We start from the raw sequence: 16,689 nt of genomic DNA, 5'->3' as shown, positions 1-16,689 counted from the left end.
TTATCAGGAGGCACAACATGAAGCCTGTTCGTATTCTTGTCGTCGGTCTTGGCAATATGGGATTATCGCATGCCAAGGCCTATCACGCGCTTGACGGGTACGAAATCGTCGGACTGTGTGCCCGTTCCGAAATCCCGGCAGAAAACCTTCCGGATGGTTTTGCCGCCTACCCGCAATTTACCGATTTTCATACTGCGCTGGCGGCAACAAAACCTGATGCAGTTTCGATCAACACATATACCGAAACCCATGCTGATTTTGCCATCGCCGCATTCGAAGCCGGGGCGCATGTCTTTATTGAAAAGCCATTGGCAGCTACTGCCGAGGATGCCGAACGTGTGGTCAATGCAGCCAAAAAGCACGGTCGCAAACTGGTGATCGGCTATATCCTGCGCCATCATCCGTCTTGGGCAAAGTTCGTTGAAGTTGCAAAGACACTAGGCAAGCCGCTCGTCATGCGCATGAACCTGAACCAACAAAGCAGCGGTGCTTTCTGGGAAACCCATAAACGGTTGCTCAACAGTGTTTCACCGATTGTCGATTGTGGTGTGCATTATCTTGACATGATGTGTCTGATGACCGGCGCAAAACCGGTATCGGTCAGCGCCATCGGCGTACGCCTGTCTGATGAAGTTGCACCTGAAATGTATAACTATGGTCAGTTGCAGGTGCGCTTTGATGACGGATCAGTTGGCTGGTACGAGGCCGGTTGGGGACCAATGATCAGCGAAACCGCCTTTTTCGTCAAAGATGTGATCGGACCGAAAGGCTGTGTTTCCATCACCGATGTTGAAGAAAAAGGTGCCGGTTCAGCCGATATCGACACCCACACAAAAACGAATGCCTTAAAGCTTCACCATGCTGCCACAGATGCTGCCGGAAAATTTACACAATCTGACGAAATCATCCGCACAGACGACGAGCCCGATCATGACGGCCTGTGTCTGCGTGAACAGCAATTTTTCCGAAAGTCTATAACGGAAAACCTTGACCTTACGCAGCATATGGAAGATGCATTGGGCTCCTTACGGATTGCCCTCGCTGCGGATCAGTCGGTACGCACGGGGGAAACAATAATACTCTGACCCCCAGGAGGAGTACCCACATGCCTTCCGTTAAACCCGGTGTTGTTACCGGTTCTGCCTATCGTGACCTTGTCGCTGCCTGTAAGCAGGACGGTTACGCCCTTCCCGCCGTCAATATCACATCGTCCAGCACGATGAATGCCGCCCTTGAAGCCGCTGCAAATGCCGGTTCTGACATCATCATTCAGCTTTCGAATGGCGGTGCACAGTTCTTTGCCGGCAAGGGCATCAAGGACGCAGCAGCTGCACGTGTTGTGGGCGCTGTTTCGGCTGCACGCCATGCCCAGCTGATGGCTGAGTATTATGGTGTTGCTGTCGTCATGCATACCGACCACGCAAACCGGAAATTCGTTCCGTGGGTCGATGAAATGCTGAAATGGAGCGAAAAGGCCTATGCCGAGACCGGCAAGGCGCTTTATAGCTCCCACATGCTGGACCTGTCCGAGGAACCGCTCGAAGACAACCTGTCGACCTGCGAAGAGTTCCTCAAACGCATGTCAAAAATCGAAATGAGCCTGGAAATCGAACTGGGCGTGACCGGCGGCGAAGAAGACGGTATCGGCCATGACCTTGACACCAGTGTCGAGGAAATTGATCCGCGCCTTTATACCCGCCCAGAAGAAGTCGAAGAAGCCTATCGCCGTCTTGCTCCGCTAGGCCATTTCTCGGTCGCGGCGGCATTCGGTAACGTTCACGGTGTTTATAAGCCTGGCAACGTCAAACTTCGTCCGGAAATCCTTCTGGAATCCCAGAAATACGTTTCGGAAAAGCATAATCTTGGCGACCGTCCGCTGGACTTCGTGTTCCATGGCGGTTCGGGTTCGGAAAAAGAAAAAATCGAAGAAGCAGTCGGCTATGGCGTCTTCAAGATGAATATCGATACCGATACCCAGTTCGCCTATTCGCGCCCGGTTGGCGAATATGTCGAAGCCAATGCACGTGCTTTCAAATATCAGGTCGATCCGGATACCGATCAGCCCTACAAAAAACAGTACGACCCGCGCGTATGGGTCCGCGAAGCCGAACTCTCGATGGCGGCCCGCCTCGAAGAAGCTTTCAAGGATCTTGGCGCAACCGGCCGGTCGGTTACCAAAGGGTGATCCTTTAGGATTGCAAAAGCATGTTCAACCCGCCGGTTTTTCCGGCGGGTTTTTTCGTGTGCAATCTTGCGCCACTGCAAAAATAAACTACTCCTGACAGATACTGACAGGAACTGTCAGGGGTGCGCTTGCGTATCAGGTTTGGCTCCTCTATACCTTTTCCGAACATTACAGGAACAAAAGGCCCGACATGCTGACGAAAATTTCGGTTCGCGGTGCGAAAGAACATAATCTGCAAAATATCGATGTTGAACTGCCCCGCGATGCTCTGGTGGTCATCACTGGTCTGTCAGGGTCAGGCAAAAGTTCGCTGGCGTTCGATACGATTTATGCCGAAGGACAGCGTCGTTATGTCGAAAGCCTGTCAGCGTATGCACGTCAATTCCTTGAATTGATGCAAAAACCCGATGTGGAATATATCGATGGCCTGTCTCCTGCCATTTCCATCGAACAGAAAACAACATCGCGCAACCCGCGCTCGACTGTGGGAACGGTTACCGAAATTTATGACTATATGCGTCTTCTCTGGGCGCGCGTTGGCATCCCGTATTCTCCGGCAACCGGCCTTCCGATTGTCAGCCAGACCGTATCGCAGATGGTTGACCGCGTTATGGAAATGCCCGAAGGCACGCGGCTTTATCTGCTGGCACCGTTCGTTCGGGGGCGTAAGGGTGAATACAAAAAGGAACTGCGTGACCTTCGCACACGCGGGTTCCAGCGCGTCAAGATTGATGGCGAAATGTATGACATCGACGAAGCACCTGAACTGAACAAAAAACTCAAGCACGATATCTCGGTCGTGGTTGACCGTCTGATCGTCAAGGAAGGGATTGCAACCCGCCTTGCCGACAGTTTTGAAACCGCCCTTGAACTGACAGACGGTATCGTCCTGACCGAAGATGCCAAAACCGGCGAAACAACCGTGTTCTCGGCAAAGTTCGCCTGCCCGGTTTCCGGCTTTACGATAGAAGAAATCGAGCCACGCCTGTTTTCGTTCAACAACCCGTTTGGCGCCTGCCCGGCTTGCGATGGTCTTGGCACCCAGATGGAATTCGACCCGGAACTGGTCGTCCCGGATGAAGGCAAAAGCCTTGACGACGGCGCTGTTGCGCCGTGGGCCAGCACCACATCGAAATATTATCTTCAAACCCTACGGGCGGTCGCCAAGCATTTCGGCTTCAAGACCAATGTCGCATGGGAAAAGCTTCCGAAAACAGCGCAGGACATCATTCTGTATGGTTCAGGTGATGAAGACGTCACGGTGACCTACGATGACGGTTCGCGCAGCTACAAGGTTGCCCGACCGTTCGAAGGCGTCATTCCCAACATGTCGCGTCGTTGGCGTGAAACCGACAGCCAGTGGGCACGCGATGAACTTTCGAAATACCAGACGGTTTCAAGCTGCCCGACCTGCGAAGGCCATCGCCTGAAACCCGAGGCACTGGCCGTAAAGATCGACAAATGTACGATTTCGGAAATTACCGACCTTTCGATTGGCAAAGCCGCCGATTGGTTCCAGGCGCTTGAAGGCAAACTGAACGAAAAAGAAACCGAAATCGCGCGACGCATCCTGCGCGAAATCAATGATCGCCTGCGTTTCCTGCGGGATGTCGGGCTGGATTATCTGTCGATGTCGCGTACATCTGGCACACTTTCAGGTGGCGAAAGCCAGCGTATCCGGCTGGCGTCGCAAATCGGATCCGGCCTGACCGGGGTCTTGTATGTTCTGGATGAACCTTCCATTGGCCTGCATCAGCGTGACAATGACCGCTTGCTTGAGACCCTGAAACGTCTCCGCGATCTGGGCAACACCGTGCTTGTTGTTGAACATGACGAAGACGCCATTCGTGCCGCCGATTACGTCGTTGATATGGGCCCTGGTGCCGGTATCCATGGCGGTCGTATTGTTGCCGAAGGCACACCCGAACAGATCCAGCAGAACCCGAACAGCCTGACCGGAAAGTATCTTGTCGGGGTTGAACAGATCGCCGTTCCCAAGGAACGCCGCAAGGGTAATGGCAAATCGATTGCGATCAAGGGTGCACGCGCCAACAACCTGCAAAATGTCGATGCCAAATTCCCGCTTGGTAAATTCATCTGCGTTACAGGTGTCTCGGGGGGCGGAAAATCCAGCCTTGTCATTGAAACGCTGTATAAGGCGCTTGCCAAGCGGATGCATAATGCGCGCAATCATCCCGGTGCCCATGACACCATCACCGGCATTGAACATATCGACAAAATCATCGATATCGACCAAAGCCCGATTGGCCGCACCCCACGTTCGAACCCGGTCACCTATACCGGGGCCTTCACCCCGATCCGTGACTGGTTCGCGCAACTGCCCGAAGCCAAAACACGTGGCTATAAGCCCGGCCGTTTCTCGTTCAACGTCAAGGGTGGGCGTTGTGAAGCCTGTCAGGGCGATGGCGTGATCAAGATCGAAATGCACTTCCTGCCTGATGTTTACGTTACCTGTGATCAGTGCAAGGGTAAGCGATACAATCGTGAAACTCTGGAAATATCATTTAAAGGCAAATCGATATCTGACATTCTTGATATGACAGTCGAAGAAGGTGCCGATTTCTTCAAGGCCGTTCCATCCATTCGCGACAAGATGGAAACCTTAAAACAGGTCGGATTGAGCTACATCCATCTCGGTCAGCAGGCAACGACCCTTTCGGGTGGTGAAGCGCAGCGCGTGAAGCTTGCCAAGGAACTGTCAAAGCGGGCCACTGGCCGCACGCTTTACATCCTTGATGAACCAACCACCGGGCTTCATTTCCATGATATCCGCAAGCTTCTGGAAGTGTTGCACACCATTGTCGATCAGGGCAACACGGTGGTTGTGATCGAACATAACCTTGATGTCATAAAAACTGCCGACTGGATCATTGATATCGGTCCCGAGGGTGGTGATGGCGGCGGCAAGCTGGTTGGTTGCGGCACACCAGAGGCCATCATGGCCAACGAGGAAAGCTATACCGGTAAATACCTTAAACGCCATCTCGGCCTGAAGTAATGCCTTAAAGCGAAGCGGGCACCTAGCCCGCTTCGACCCGATCTTCGACCCGTTTGACAAGAGCAGAGCTTAGCCGCTCGCTAAAGCCTGACAGGAATGCCAGCACCAGCACGATGGAAATCTGTTGCCCAGCACCAGAAATCGTTCCGATCTGATCCATGTCGGAAATATTGTGTAACTGATCCAGCGGGATCGGCAGAATACCGGCGCGCAGTGCCAGTAATACTATCAGGGCGAAGCAAAAACCAAGGCAGGGTCGAAACAGAAAATTGAAAAAAACCGACGCCGGTTCCATTTCCGCCCAGTCGACATCCTTACCCAACCGCATCATCATGCTTACCAGTGCCCCGATCGCACCGAAACTGCCGACAAAGAACAACAAATCATAACTGAACCCGAACAGTTTGCCGTGCCCAGCGCTGACGATCTGGTCGACGTGCAAAAACAGTATCACCGACACGACCAGCAATATCGGCGAAAGCGCCAGCGCAATTGCTGCCACCCGAAGCGAACGGAAAAAAGCCCGCTGTGTGTTATCAAGCTGTTCGTGCCCGCCCGCCAGATCAGACAGATAACCATGCACAAATCCGTCCCGCCCTTGATTGAGCGCCAGCAACATGACGATTGCATCTGACGTTTTGCGCATTTGGGCATCGGCATCGAGCCCTTCATCCTTGCGCCACCAGCGCAAAAACGACCGCATGACAAGCGATGCGCGCCATCCCTGGCGGGTGGCGACAACATAATCAATCATGTTTTCAACATCACTGCTGCCAAACTTGTTGGCGCCGATATCACCAAATGGAAAGGCAATCCGTCCGATGGTAGAGGCGGCAGTTTTGCGCGCAGATATGTTATCATCTCCGTCTGTCGCACCATCACCGCCATTTCCATCAGGCAAACAATCAATCGTCGTGCTCTGTCTGGATCGCCGGATTGGAACAAGCCCCATCACAGGGCAATGGGCCGGATCGTAACCATAGGGTCGATGCGGATAGCTCATGATGCCGTCCTTGTGATGGATGTGTCTGGTATCAGCGACGCAGCAACAGGTGGTTTGTGAATAATTTACGGTCACATAAGTGATATGCAGCAGCGAAATGGCGCAATTCACTTGAAATCAGGCCTCCTGCACCGCTATGTGTGTGCCAGAAAGTTTAATTCTGTTTTTGCTGAGGAGTTCGCAACCGTGAGCACGGTCAAACCTGTTCATATTATCGGCGCCGGTCTTGCCGGTAGCGAAGCCGCATGGCAACTGGCAGAGGCCGGCATTCCGGTTATCCTGCACGAAATGCGCCCTACCCGACCGACCGACGCACATCACACGGACAAATGTGCCGAACTGGTCTGTTCCAACTCGTTTCGGTCTGACGACAAGGAATATAACGCGGTCGGCCTGATCCATGATGAAATGCGCCGTGCCGGGTCACTGATCATTCGCTGTGCGGACGCGCACAAGGTTCCCGCCGGTGCCGCTCTTGCTGTTGATCGCGAAGGTTTCTCGCAGGCGGTAACCGATGCGCTGATGAATCATCCTCTGGTCACCATGGAGCGTGGCGAAATCGATGGCCTGCCACCGGTCGAATGGGAAAGCACAATCATCGCAACCGGCCCGCTGACCTCAAGCGCACTGGCCGAAGACATTCGCAAGACCACCGGCGAGGAAAGCCTTGCCTTCTTCGATGCGATTGCCCCGATCATCTATAAGGAAAGCATCGACTTTGACAAGGCATGGTTCCAGTCGCGTTACGACAAGGGCGATGGTAAGGACTATATCAATTGTCCGATGAATGAAGAGCAATACAACGCCTTCATCGACGCCCTGATCGAAGGTGATAAAACCGAATTCAAGGAATGGGAAAAAGATACTCCCTATTTCGATGGTTGCCTGCCGATTGAAGTCATGGCTGAACGTGGCCGCGAAACCCTTCGTCACGGCCCGATGAAGCCGGTTGGTCTGACCAATCCGCATGATCCGACCCGTAAGCCACGCGCCATCGTGCAACTGCGCCAGGACAATGCTTTGGGCACGCTATACAACATGGTCGGTTTCCAGACGAAACTGAAATACGGTGCGCAGGCCGACGTCTTCCGCATGATCCCGGGGCTTGAAAATGCCGAATTCGCCCGTCTAGGCGGTATTCATCGCAACACCTTCCTGAATTCCCCACGTCTTCTGGATGCCACGCTTCGTCTGAAAGCCCGGACCGATATCCGATTTGCCGGGCAGATCACCGGCTGTGAGGGATATGTGGAAAGTGCCGCTGTAGGCCTGATGGTTGGGCGTTTTGCTGCGGCTGAAAAGCAAGGCAAAACAATCCCGACACCGCCGCTTGCAACCGCCATGGGAGCCCTTTTAAACCACATCACTGGCGGCGCTGACGAAAGCACCTTCCAGCCGATGAATGTCAATTTCGGGCTTTTCCCGGAACTTGACCTGACCAAACGGGTAAAAGGCCGCGACCGCAAGAAGCTTTATAGCGACCGCGCTATTCCCTTGTTTGACACATGGCTTTCAGACATCAACGCCGCATGAAACAAAGGCCGCATCATCCGATGTGGCCTTTTAAATTTCAATATTTGTTTTGGCGTTTGAGCTTTCCGGTGACATCGCGGATAGGTTCGCCATTTCGGAACCGTTTGAACACGAGATCCATATTGCCATCTGCATCCAGGCTGCGTTCATAGACCTGCATTTCGTAACCACCGTCATCCGTGATGTAAAGCGCATGAACGGTCAGGGTTTTTCCGACGATACGCGCCCAGACAAACGGTTCACCCTGTAACGGGTCATTGGGAACACGTTTGCCAAACAGGCCTGTGCGCATCGCACTTCCATAAATGTCGGGCCGATCCGTGGCATAGAACTCGATACTCAGCGATACGTTTTTTTCGCGACCATCAGCCTTGTGAATTACCGTTGACCAATCAATGGTAAAGCCACGACCGGTTTCCGTGATCTTCACGTCAAGATCGCGCGCTTTAAGTTCTTCCTCGGCGTTATAGATCGATGTCCCGTGATACTCGCCAACAAACGTGCCGATATTTCCCGCATGACAAGGCGCTGGCACAACAAGCCACATGATCAAAAGCATGCCAAACAGCCCCAAAGCTTTGATCGGCGCATGCAAATTCATCATGTTGGACCTCGTTATGTTCATTTCGTCCGCCCCGTTTGCCATCAGGCCACCAGCGTCAAATAACGCTACCACAAGACTTTACGAAAATATTGTATCCATTACATCTATTTAGATGAGGTTTCGCCAATATCCAGCGTAGTGCTCAGTATCGATTTAAAAATGCCTTTACCGTCAGCCGGAAACTGGCCGGGCGGGCAAGACCAAACTCGGCACTGAATGGATCAAAACCGGCCTTTTCAAGCTTGCGTAAATATCCATCAGCCAGAACCACAGGCAATGCCGCGGCCAATGCATTTGACGGCAGATATTTACGATACTTTCTGGCTTCCCTGATCCGGTTTTGCGCCAGTTCGGCGATCTCGCGCGTCAGTGCTTTGACTGTGTCTGTTTTGCGGAATTCAAAAATGTCGCCCTGCCCGACCCCATAATGTTCCATCCGATCATGAGGCAGGTAAAGCCGTTTTGCCCGGCCATGGAAAACCATCGCGCGCAGAATTCCCACCAAACCATATGCATTACCGGCCAGTCGGGCGACGTGTCTGGCATCAGCATCATCCACACCAAGCAGTTCGGTCGCCATCACCGCCAGATGCCCGGACGTCTGATCGATATAGTGATCGAGTTCAGCCTGATTTGCCGGCGCCTTATCGGCAAGGTCAAATTCACGCGCAGCTATCAGGTTTTCCAGATCACGCGCATCAAGCCGCCCGGACTGGATCACGACCGAGAGAGGTTCAACAACTTCATGCTTGCGGATTTTACCCTGCTCAATCTCAGCAAGGGTGTCACGCCACCATTGCAACCGGATATGGCCCAGCATAGTGTCGCTAACCATTTCGCGCGTTTTCGATACTTCCTGATTAAAGGCATAAAGCGTGAAAAGGCTTTCACGTTTGTCCGGACTTGCGAAAAGCGAACATAAAAACCGGTCCTTGTCATTTCGACGCACGTAATCGGCACAATAGGAAAGTTTTGGCGTGTCAGTCATCGCACGTTATCCGATCTTGCGCGATGTTTCAGCGCGATCATCATTGGTGTTATCGGTCATTTTTTCCGGCAGGGTTTCGACATAAAGCGACTGCGACGGGAAGGCAAACGCCGCATCGTTATCCTCGACAATACGTTTGAATGCAATGATATGCCGGTTGCGGATATCGCGCCATGTCACCCAATCGGTAGTGGTCGTAAAGTAATACAGATCGATGTTGATCGAACTTGCCCCGAAATCAGACAAATGCACCATCTGCGCCACATCGGTTTGCGCGACATCATCATCGTTTTTCAGGAAGGATCGGATATCGTCGACGATCTTTTCAATCTGATCGGCTGTGGTGCGATATTCGACCCCAATCACCATCTTGATGCGGCGATGGGTCATGCGGGACCAGTTGATTACCGGGGAATCGACGATTTGCGCATTGGGCATCGTCACCAAGGCCTTGGCAAACGTTCGAACCTTGGTCGCGCGAAGGCCGACGACCTCGACCGTTCCTTCAAACTGCGGTGTTTCGATCCAGTCGCCCCGCTTGTAAAGGTTATCTGCCAGAATGGTCAGGCCGCCGAAAACATTGGCGACAGAATCCTTTGCGGCCAATGCCACGGCCATACCGGCAAGACCAAGACCGCCCAGAAATGCAGAAACATCAAGGCCCCAGTTTTCCAACAGAACGACAACGCCGATCACAACAATCAGCGTCTTGACAGCCCGAATAAAGAACTGTCGCAAATCATCACCAAGACCGCCCCCAAAACGCCATGCCAGATTGTTAAATGACATTGCCAGCGGTTCAATCGACCTGAATAGCGCCCAGAAGACCGAGAAGGTCGCAAAAATGCCGATCAGCTCAAAAAGAACGGCGTCAAAGTTTTCCGGAAGATCAAGGATCTCGATCGCAAAATACACGCCCCCCAGAATCACCAGAAGCTGAATCGGCGCCTCGAAGGCGTCCAGAACATGGGCGGCTGTACTATGTTTGTGCTGATGCGCCAGCTTGCGCAGGCTACCAATGACACCAAGTGCCAGAACACGTTTCAGGACGAACACAAACAGCAGGACCGCCCCTGCGACGACATATTTGCCGATTTCTCCGCCGCCCAGCATCTCGACCCAATTGGTCATCTGATCGATGACTTCGCTATTCAGGCTATCAATTTCGGATGTAATTTCGTCCATGACTTCACATGTAATCTGCTGTTAAGGTTTTAAATCAAACAATGACTTAACGGTTACCGCTACGGATTGTTTCTTGCGGCCCCTGTATAACAACTAAAACAGGACAGGCATATGGCATCCTTTGCTGCACCAAGACTTCATGTCATTGGCGCCGGACTTGCTGGCTCAGCACTTGCAACTCAAATGGCGCAGGATGGTGTATCCGTAACGTTGTACGATTCCGGCGAACCTTTCGCCAGCCGCTGGACACGCGGCATGAAAACTTCCCCCAAAAACCACAAGGTTGCCGAACCCGAAATTTTCTATGATCCCGAGGATCTGGTTCGGCATTTTTTCTCGCAATGGCCGGAAATTCCGCGAAAACTGATCCGACCGGCACATGCGGTTATCGGCCTTAAACACCCCGGACGAAGCCCCGCCATCATTGATCTTGATCACGGTATTGCCGCGGCTTTGATTGCACGTCGCCCGACAATTTTCGCACGGCTGTTTACGGCATGGAATTTATGGTTCTCCCGTTACGCCAGTGAAGACCGGCGTGTCAGTCAACGAATGCGGGTCGCTGCTGATTTGGGTGAAGATATGGAAACACCGACAGCAACCTATCATCAGGGTGCACTTGCGACACTGGCCGAGGTACTGTTTTCAATGCCAGCCCACAATTGCTCGGCCGCTTTGCTGGGGCGCGTTTTAATGCCGACATTGCGTGAAATACGCCGCCATAATGCAAGCCACGCCTTCGCGGCGATTGACCCTATCATCCTAAACGATATCGCGCTGCCCACTATGCGCGATCATTTTATCGCAGCTGGCGGCGACATCATAAGCGGTATGGAACTTGGTGATATCGACAGTACGACGGATTTCGCCACCGACCTGTTTTTCGGCGATGATCAGATCGAGGTGCGCCCGCAAGATGCCGTGGTGCTTGCACTTCATCCAAGGCCACTTTGCGATGCGGTACCTGATATCGGCATTCCGCCAGCCCCGGCGCATCGACGAACTTTTGTGTTTCAGGCCAGCAAAAGCTTTGCCGAACCATGCTGTGTCCTAGCCGATGATGATCTGGTACGTGCGATTTATTGCAACCGTCGTCACATACAGGTCAGCATGAACAGCAGTCTGATTCTGCCAAGCGACGGCACAGCGGTTCAGTTGGCCGCAACGATCTGGCAGCGCGTCACAGAGCTTTGCGATCAGCATTTGAATCTTGATCTGTCGGAAAGGACAAAAATTGAAACCGGCGATGAGCATCCGGCTTTCAGTTATGTTGACTGTGAAGCCCCTTTTCCGGAACTCAGTCCGGGGGTTGCAGCACTTCGCCACCGGATTACGCCACCTTGGCGGAACCTGTTTTTATGCGGGGATGCCTTTCCGCCGGATTATCCGCCCGGACCGGCAGCGGTTATCGCAAGTGTGATGAAGGTCCGTGCGCAGTTGCATGAATATCTGAAACTGCGCGACTTATAACACGGGTCAAACCGAAATCAGGGCTGCGGCAACCCGACGGGCTTCCGATACCAGAACATTATAGGTGCGACACGCAGCACCGGTATCCATCGGCTCGACGACAATGCCATGTTTGCGAAGTGCAATGCGCCATTCAGCAGGCAATGGTTTCATGCCACTTCCCATTCCCAGCAGCAGGATATCGATCTCGTCGGATGCTTCAATCACCCGACCAAAGGCATCGACATCAACCTGATCAATATTCTCATACGGCCAGGAATAGACATTCTTGGGAAACAGTAAAACCGAACCAGTGACAACTTCTTCGCCAAAACGAAACAGGCCATCCCCATAGCTGGTAACGATCTTTCGGCCTTCTGCGATCAGCGGACTTACTTCCAAAGACATATCATTCCCTCTTGACGCAACCTTGAAAAGTTCTTCCGGCGTTGTCGGCCTCAAAGCGCAGCTGCAGGTGCCTTTGCTTTTTTCCCGCGCCACAAAATAAACAACCCGGAAACAACAACGATACTACACCCGATCAACATGGGCATGTCGAGTTCCTCACCAAACAGGAACACGCCCAAGGCAATACCGAACAACAACCGAGTATACCTGAACGGTGTAACCGACGAAACATCACCGCTGCGCATCGCTTTCATCAGGGCGGCATAAGCAGAAATCCCCATCAGGACCGCACCGGAAAAATAGAAAAGGCTATGGCCGTCGGGTAGCGTAAATGCTTTGCCTTCCCAAACCGAAAACACGATACCGGCAATAATAATGGCAATAAAACCATAGAATCCCAGAATAGACGTCCCCAACGATATCGGGGCTGCCCGGCTGGCTAGATCACGACCGGCAAAACCGATTGTTCCGATCACCGCCAGCAACGACAGGGCTGAAAAGCCATCGGCGCTCGGACGAAGAATGATCAAAACACCGATCAGACCAACAAAAATTGCCAACCATCTGCGCCATCCCACTTTTTCACCAAAAATGAGCGCCGCGCCAAGAACCACAATAAGCGGCGTTGCCTGTAAAATGGCCGTGGTCGAAGACAAAGGTGTTAAAGCAAGCGCAAGCACATAAAACAGTCGCCCGATAACCTCGAACACGATCCTTACACACATAGGACGCGACAGAACCGCCGGGTCAAGCAGTCGTTTATTCTGGGCTTTGGCAATCGCGGCAAATAAAACCGCCCCTCCGACACCAAACAGGATCAAAACCTGTCCCACTGGATGCGTCGCCGAAACGGCCTTCACAAATGCGTCTTCAACGGCGAATGCTGCCATTGCCGCCATCATCCACAGACTACCGAGCAAGTTTGCCCGATGACCATCTCTTGCGTCCATATTAAGCGCCACAGGCAAGAACCAGTTTTGAAAATGGTTTAAATCAGCTCGCAAAGGTCATACGCCACTGCGCTCTAAAGGAAAAGGCCGGGTTGTTTTCGCACAAACCCGGCCTTTCTGTAAATCCATGTCTTGCGGCTGAGGAATCAGGCACCGGCCTTCTGGGTCTCTTCGCCTTCGGGAATCTTGCGGTTAAGCCGCAGAACCATCAGCAACGGAGACGCCACACAGATTGACGAATAAGTCCCTATGACAATGCCGAAAATCAGCGCCATCGTGAAACCACGGATCGCTTCACCACCAAATACGAACAACGCAATCAGCGCCAGTAATGTGGTAAATGATGTCATGGTCGTACGTGACAGGGTAGAATTGATCGACAGATCAAGAAGATCGGGTATTTCCATCTTGCGGAATTTGCGCAGATATTCGCGAATACGGTCAAATACAACCACCGTATCGTTGATCGAATAACCGGCAACGGTCAGAACCGCTGCCAGCGTCGCCAGATCGAACTGAACACCGGTGATCACAAAGAAACCGATGGTAATCAGAACATCATGCAGAAGTGCCACAACCGATGCCACGGCAAACTGCCATTCGAACCGGAACCAGATATAGACCATGATCAGCAAAAGCGAGATGGCAACCGAATAGACTCCAGCTTCCTTCAGCTCGTCACCGACCTTCGGACCGACCAGTTCGCTACGGCGAATGGTAACATTGTCACCAAGTGCCTCGGTCACAGTAGCAAGCGCTGCCATCTGGGCTTTTTCATCACCGTCCTGGCGCTGCAACTGGATCAGGACATCATCGGGTTCGCCGAATTCCTGAATTGATACATCCCCCAGTCCAAGAGAACCAAGATTATCACGCAGCGCACCAATATCGGCCGGACCGTCGGTTTTGATTTCAAGGAGAATACCACCCCGGAAATCGATCCCGAAATTCAGCCCCTTGGTTACAAATAAGCCAACAGATGCCAGCACCATGACCAGCGAGACAATATAAAAGATTTTCCGGAATTTGAGGAACGGGACGTTCACGTCATCCGGAACAAGATGCAATGGTTTCATAATTTTCCTGCTCCCTTCCTCAAAGTACCAGTTCCGTCGGACGACGGCGTTTAACCCACACCGAAATCAACAGTCGGGTCACCCAGATTGCCGAGAACATCGACGTGATAATGCCGATGGCAAGCGTGACGGCAAAGCCCTTGATCGGCCCGGAACCAAAGCTGAATAGCACAAGAGCCGCAATCAGCGTGGTCAGGTTGGCGTCAAGGATGGTCGACATCGCACTGCGATAACCGGCATCAATTGCGTTGATGATCGTACGGCCATTATTACGTTCTTCACGGATACGTTCGAAAATCAGTACGTTGGCGTCAACCGCCATACCGACCGTCAAAACGATACCGGCGATACCCGGCAGTGTCAGCGTTGCCTGCAATACCGACATCACTGCCAGCACGAGGATAAGGTTCATCAGAAGTGCGATATCGGCATAAATCCCGAACCGCCCATAACTGATCACCATAAAGGCAATAACGAAGACAAGACCAAGAACGGCTGCAATTTCACCGGCCTCGACAGAATCCTGTCCTAGCCCGGGGCCGACTGAACGTTCTTCAAGGATCTGCATTGGTGCGGGTAATGCACCGGCACGCAACAGCAACGAAAGATCGTTGGCCTCCTGAACACTGAACTGGCCGGTAATGATACCGTTACCACCAAGGATCGGTTCATTGATCCGCGGGGCTGAAATCACTTCGCCATCCAGAACGATAGCCAGACGACGACCGGCATTTTTCGACGTCATGTCGCCAAACCGCGCACCACCTGCCGCGTCAAAGCGGAATGAAACAACGGGGCGACCATCGTTAAAGGTGGGTTGGGAATCGATAAGGTTATCACCCGAAACAACCACACGACGGTCAATCAGATATTCGTTGATACCGGCCGCACGGTCACCGGCATCAGCCGATGGCAGGATAATGGTTCCCGGCGGCATGCCGGTGGCACGCGCCTGGGAAGCCGTTTTTTCCTCGTTCACGAGGTGGAAGTTCATTTTCGCGGTACGGCCAAGAATCGCGCGCAAACGCGACGGGTCATCAAGTCCAGGTACCTGAACAACAATACGGTCTTCACCTTGGCGCTGGATCGACGGTTCGGTCGTTCCCAGTTCGTCAACACGACGGCGCACCACTTCAAGTGACTGGCTGATCGCGCGATCAACAAGCTCTTTGCGGGCCTGTTCGGTGTAGGAAACGATAATGTTGTTGCCGTCACCACTCATGACGGTATTAGGTTCGACATCACGGATCAGATCGCGGGCTTTTTCGACCTCGTCGGCATTGACGATGGTGACTTCCGCACCGTCCAATCCGGCATCGCGCGGACGGTAACGAATGCGTTCCTCGCGCAGTGTCGAACGGATCGTATCGCCAAGCGCTTCATAACGCTCGCGGATCACGCTGTTAATGTCTACCTCAAGCAGCATGTGCGATCCGCCGCGCAGATCAAGACCAAGGCTGATCTGTTTACCCGGAAGATAGCTGGCTTCAGTCGCCAACGTGCCCTTGGGCAGGAAATTCGGTGCAGCGTATATAACGCCCAAAGCGCACACCAGCAAAACCAGTGCTGCTTTCCATTTCGTAAAATAAAGCATGTGTCCTTTAACCAGATTTGTCTGGAAAACCTTGGTCTGGTTCTATCGAACATCGGGAGAGTTACACCCCGCAGGCCACCGGCTGTAAACAAGAAGGCGGAGCATTTTGCCCCGCCTTGCAAGTCATCAAAGAGATCAGTCTTTTTTGGTCTCTTCAGCTTCTTTTTCGTCTTCGTCTTTGTCGTCGCCTTTGGCTGGCTCGGTTTTCGACAGAACTGTCGAAACCATGCCGCGTGCAACCTTGACTTTGACCCCTTCAGCAATCTCGACCGAAAGTTCATCGTCACCAATAACCTTGGCAACGGTACCGATCAGACCACCGGCGGTAACGATTTTGTCACCACGACGAACAGCAGCGAGCATCGCTTTATGCTCTTTCTGTTTTTTCTGCTGCGGACGGATAAGCAGGAAATAAAAAACAACAAAAATCAGGATCAGCGGCAGGAAGCTGGTAAGCATATCTGCACCACCTGCGCCACCTGCGCCCTGCGCGAAAGCCGGCGAAATCAACATTAGGAACTCCTAATCCCATACAACAAAACAAATCAACTGCCGGAATATAACGGTGTGTCCCGTCAACGCAAGAAAGAACAGGATTTTTATCGGTTAAATCCCGTATTCTGTGGTTCTGTTCACGTCACCAAAAGCGCGCTAAATCATATGGCACTGTTATTGCCAGATCGCCTTGTGATAGC

14 protein-coding genes are annotated in these 16,689 nt (G+C 52.6%); 5 read left to right on the top strand and 9 right to left on the bottom strand.

Annotated elements, in window-relative coordinates:
* Positions 1 to 17 precede the first annotated feature (17 nt).
* The 3 genes from IT971_RS10045 to uvrA all read left to right on the top strand — a co-directional run bounded on the left by IT971_RS10045 (position 18) and on the right by uvrA (position 5,204).
* Entirely contained in the window at positions 18 to 1,085 is a 1,068-nt protein-coding gene (locus IT971_RS10045) for a Gfo/Idh/MocA family protein (protein WP_063094118.1), read from the top strand.
* 20 nt (positions 1,086 to 1,105) lie between these two features.
* A complete protein-coding gene (gene fbaA / locus IT971_RS10040; RefSeq protein WP_063094116.1) occupies positions 1,106 to 2,185 on the top strand; it encodes a class II fructose-bisphosphate aldolase in 1,080 nt (359 codons plus the stop codon).
* 190 nt (positions 2,186 to 2,375) lie between these two features.
* The gene (uvrA, locus tag IT971_RS10035) at positions 2,376 to 5,204 is read left to right on the top strand and encodes an excinuclease ABC subunit UvrA (protein ID WP_063094114.1); all 2,829 of its coding nucleotides are present in this window, start codon (positions 2,376 to 2,378) and stop codon (positions 5,202 to 5,204) included.
* Between the two features lie 22 nt (positions 5,205 to 5,226).
* Here uvrA and IT971_RS10030 read toward each other — a convergent pair whose 3' ends face one another.
* Positions 5,227 to 6,207 carry a hypothetical protein gene (locus IT971_RS10030; RefSeq protein WP_223305094.1) on the bottom strand — a complete coding sequence of 327 codons (981 nt, stop codon included), beginning with the start codon at positions 6,205 to 6,207 and terminating at the stop codon, positions 5,227 to 5,229.
* Positions 6,208 to 6,393: 186 nt separating this feature from the next.
* Here IT971_RS10030 and trmFO point away from each other — a divergent pair, with 186 nt between their 5' ends.
* Complete coding sequence (gene trmFO, locus IT971_RS10025) at positions 6,394 to 7,740, top strand: methylenetetrahydrofolate--tRNA-(uracil(54)-C(5))-methyltransferase (FADH(2)-oxidizing) TrmFO (RefSeq protein WP_063094110.1); 1,347 nt, start codon at positions 6,394 to 6,396, stop codon at positions 7,738 to 7,740.
* A gap of 37 nt (positions 7,741 to 7,777) precedes the next feature.
* Here trmFO and IT971_RS10020 read toward each other — a convergent pair whose 3' ends face one another.
* The 3 genes from IT971_RS10020 to IT971_RS10010 all read right to left on the bottom strand — a co-directional run bounded on the left by IT971_RS10020 (position 7,778) and on the right by IT971_RS10010 (position 10,517).
* A complete protein-coding gene (locus tag IT971_RS10020; protein WP_063094108.1) occupies positions 7,778 to 8,344 on the bottom strand; it encodes a hypothetical protein in 567 nt (188 codons plus the stop codon).
* Positions 8,345 to 8,486: 142 nt separating this feature from the next.
* Positions 8,487 to 9,332, bottom strand: a complete 846-nt coding sequence (locus tag IT971_RS10015) for a phytoene/squalene synthase family protein (RefSeq protein WP_063094107.1) — start codon at positions 9,330 to 9,332, stop codon at positions 8,487 to 8,489.
* 6 nt (positions 9,333 to 9,338) lie between these two features.
* A complete protein-coding gene (locus IT971_RS10010; RefSeq protein WP_037992534.1) occupies positions 9,339 to 10,517 on the bottom strand; it encodes a mechanosensitive ion channel family protein in 1,179 nt (392 codons plus the stop codon).
* 111 nt (positions 10,518 to 10,628) lie between these two features.
* On the opposite strand from IT971_RS10010, the gene IT971_RS10005 reads away from it, so the two are divergent.
* Positions 10,629 to 11,987, top strand: coding sequence for an NAD(P)-binding protein (locus tag IT971_RS10005; protein WP_063094105.1), 1,359 nt, complete (start codon positions 10,629 to 10,631; stop codon positions 11,985 to 11,987).
* Positions 11,988 to 11,993: 6 nt separating this feature from the next.
* Here the strand turns inward: IT971_RS10005 and IT971_RS10000 are convergent, their stop codons facing one another.
* The 5 genes from IT971_RS10000 to yajC all read right to left on the bottom strand — a co-directional run bounded on the left by IT971_RS10000 (position 11,994) and on the right by yajC (position 16,507).
* Positions 11,994 to 12,374, bottom strand: coding sequence for an Mth938-like domain-containing protein (locus IT971_RS10000; protein ID WP_007089621.1), 381 nt, complete (start codon positions 12,372 to 12,374; stop codon positions 11,994 to 11,996).
* A 50-nt stretch (positions 12,375 to 12,424) separates the two neighbouring features.
* A complete protein-coding gene (locus IT971_RS09995; protein WP_063094103.1) occupies positions 12,425 to 13,324 on the bottom strand; it encodes a DMT family transporter in 900 nt (299 codons plus the stop codon).
* Positions 13,325 to 13,470: 146 nt separating this feature from the next.
* Positions 13,471 to 14,400, bottom strand: a complete 930-nt coding sequence (gene secF / locus IT971_RS09990; RefSeq protein WP_007089623.1) for a protein translocase subunit SecF — start codon at positions 14,398 to 14,400, stop codon at positions 13,471 to 13,473.
* A 19-nt stretch (positions 14,401 to 14,419) separates the two neighbouring features.
* A complete protein-coding gene (gene secD / locus IT971_RS09985; RefSeq protein ID WP_007089624.1) occupies positions 14,420 to 15,994 on the bottom strand; it encodes a protein translocase subunit SecD in 1,575 nt (524 codons plus the stop codon).
* 135 nt (positions 15,995 to 16,129) lie between these two features.
* Complete coding sequence (gene yajC / locus IT971_RS09980; protein WP_007089625.1) at positions 16,130 to 16,507, bottom strand: preprotein translocase subunit YajC; 378 nt, start codon at positions 16,505 to 16,507, stop codon at positions 16,130 to 16,132.
* Positions 16,508 to 16,689: the final 182 nt, after the last annotated feature.

The organism is Thalassospira sp. B30-1 (assembly GCF_015767575.1).
Taxonomy (GTDB): Bacteria; Pseudomonadota; Alphaproteobacteria; order Rhodospirillales; family Thalassospiraceae; genus Thalassospira; species Thalassospira xiamenensis.
The sequence above is the reverse complement of the archived record's forward strand: the minus strand, read 5'-3'. Positions and strand labels throughout refer to the sequence as shown.

What these genes read in the sequence shown, in the direction of transcription:
- secD (WP_007089624.1), bottom strand. Translation starts at nt 15,994, where the DNA reads ATGCTTTATTTTACGAAATGGAAAGCAGCACTGGTTTTGCTGGTGTGC.
- yajC (WP_007089625.1), bottom strand. Translation starts at nt 16,507, where the DNA reads ATGTTGATTTCGCCGGCTTTCGCGCAGGGCGCAGGTGGCGCAGGTGGT.
- IT971_RS10000 (WP_007089621.1), bottom strand. Translation starts at nt 12,374, where the DNA reads ATGTCTTTGGAAGTAAGTCCGCTGATCGCAGAAGGCCGAAAGATCGTT.
- IT971_RS10045 (WP_063094118.1), top strand. Translation starts at nt 18, where the DNA reads ATGAAGCCTGTTCGTATTCTTGTCGTCGGTCTTGGCAATATGGGATTA.
- secF (WP_007089623.1), bottom strand. Translation starts at nt 14,400, where the DNA reads ATGAAACCATTGCATCTTGTTCCGGATGACGTGAACGTCCCGTTCCTC.
- uvrA (WP_063094114.1), top strand. Translation starts at nt 2,376, where the DNA reads ATGCTGACGAAAATTTCGGTTCGCGGTGCGAAAGAACATAATCTGCAA.
- fbaA (WP_063094116.1), top strand. Translation starts at nt 1,106, where the DNA reads ATGCCTTCCGTTAAACCCGGTGTTGTTACCGGTTCTGCCTATCGTGAC.
- IT971_RS10030 (WP_223305094.1), bottom strand. Translation starts at nt 6,207, where the DNA reads ATGAGCTATCCGCATCGACCCTATGGTTACGATCCGGCCCATTGCCCT.
- IT971_RS10010 (WP_037992534.1), bottom strand. Translation starts at nt 10,517, where the DNA reads ATGGACGAAATTACATCCGAAATTGATAGCCTGAATAGCGAAGTCATC.
- IT971_RS10005 (WP_063094105.1), top strand. Translation starts at nt 10,629, where the DNA reads ATGGCATCCTTTGCTGCACCAAGACTTCATGTCATTGGCGCCGGACTT.
- IT971_RS10020 (WP_063094108.1), bottom strand. Translation starts at nt 8,344, where the DNA reads ATGATGAATTTGCATGCGCCGATCAAAGCTTTGGGGCTGTTTGGCATG.
- IT971_RS10015 (WP_063094107.1), bottom strand. Translation starts at nt 9,332, where the DNA reads ATGACTGACACGCCAAAACTTTCCTATTGTGCCGATTACGTGCGTCGA.
- IT971_RS09995 (WP_063094103.1), bottom strand. Translation starts at nt 13,324, where the DNA reads ATGGACGCAAGAGATGGTCATCGGGCAAACTTGCTCGGTAGTCTGTGG.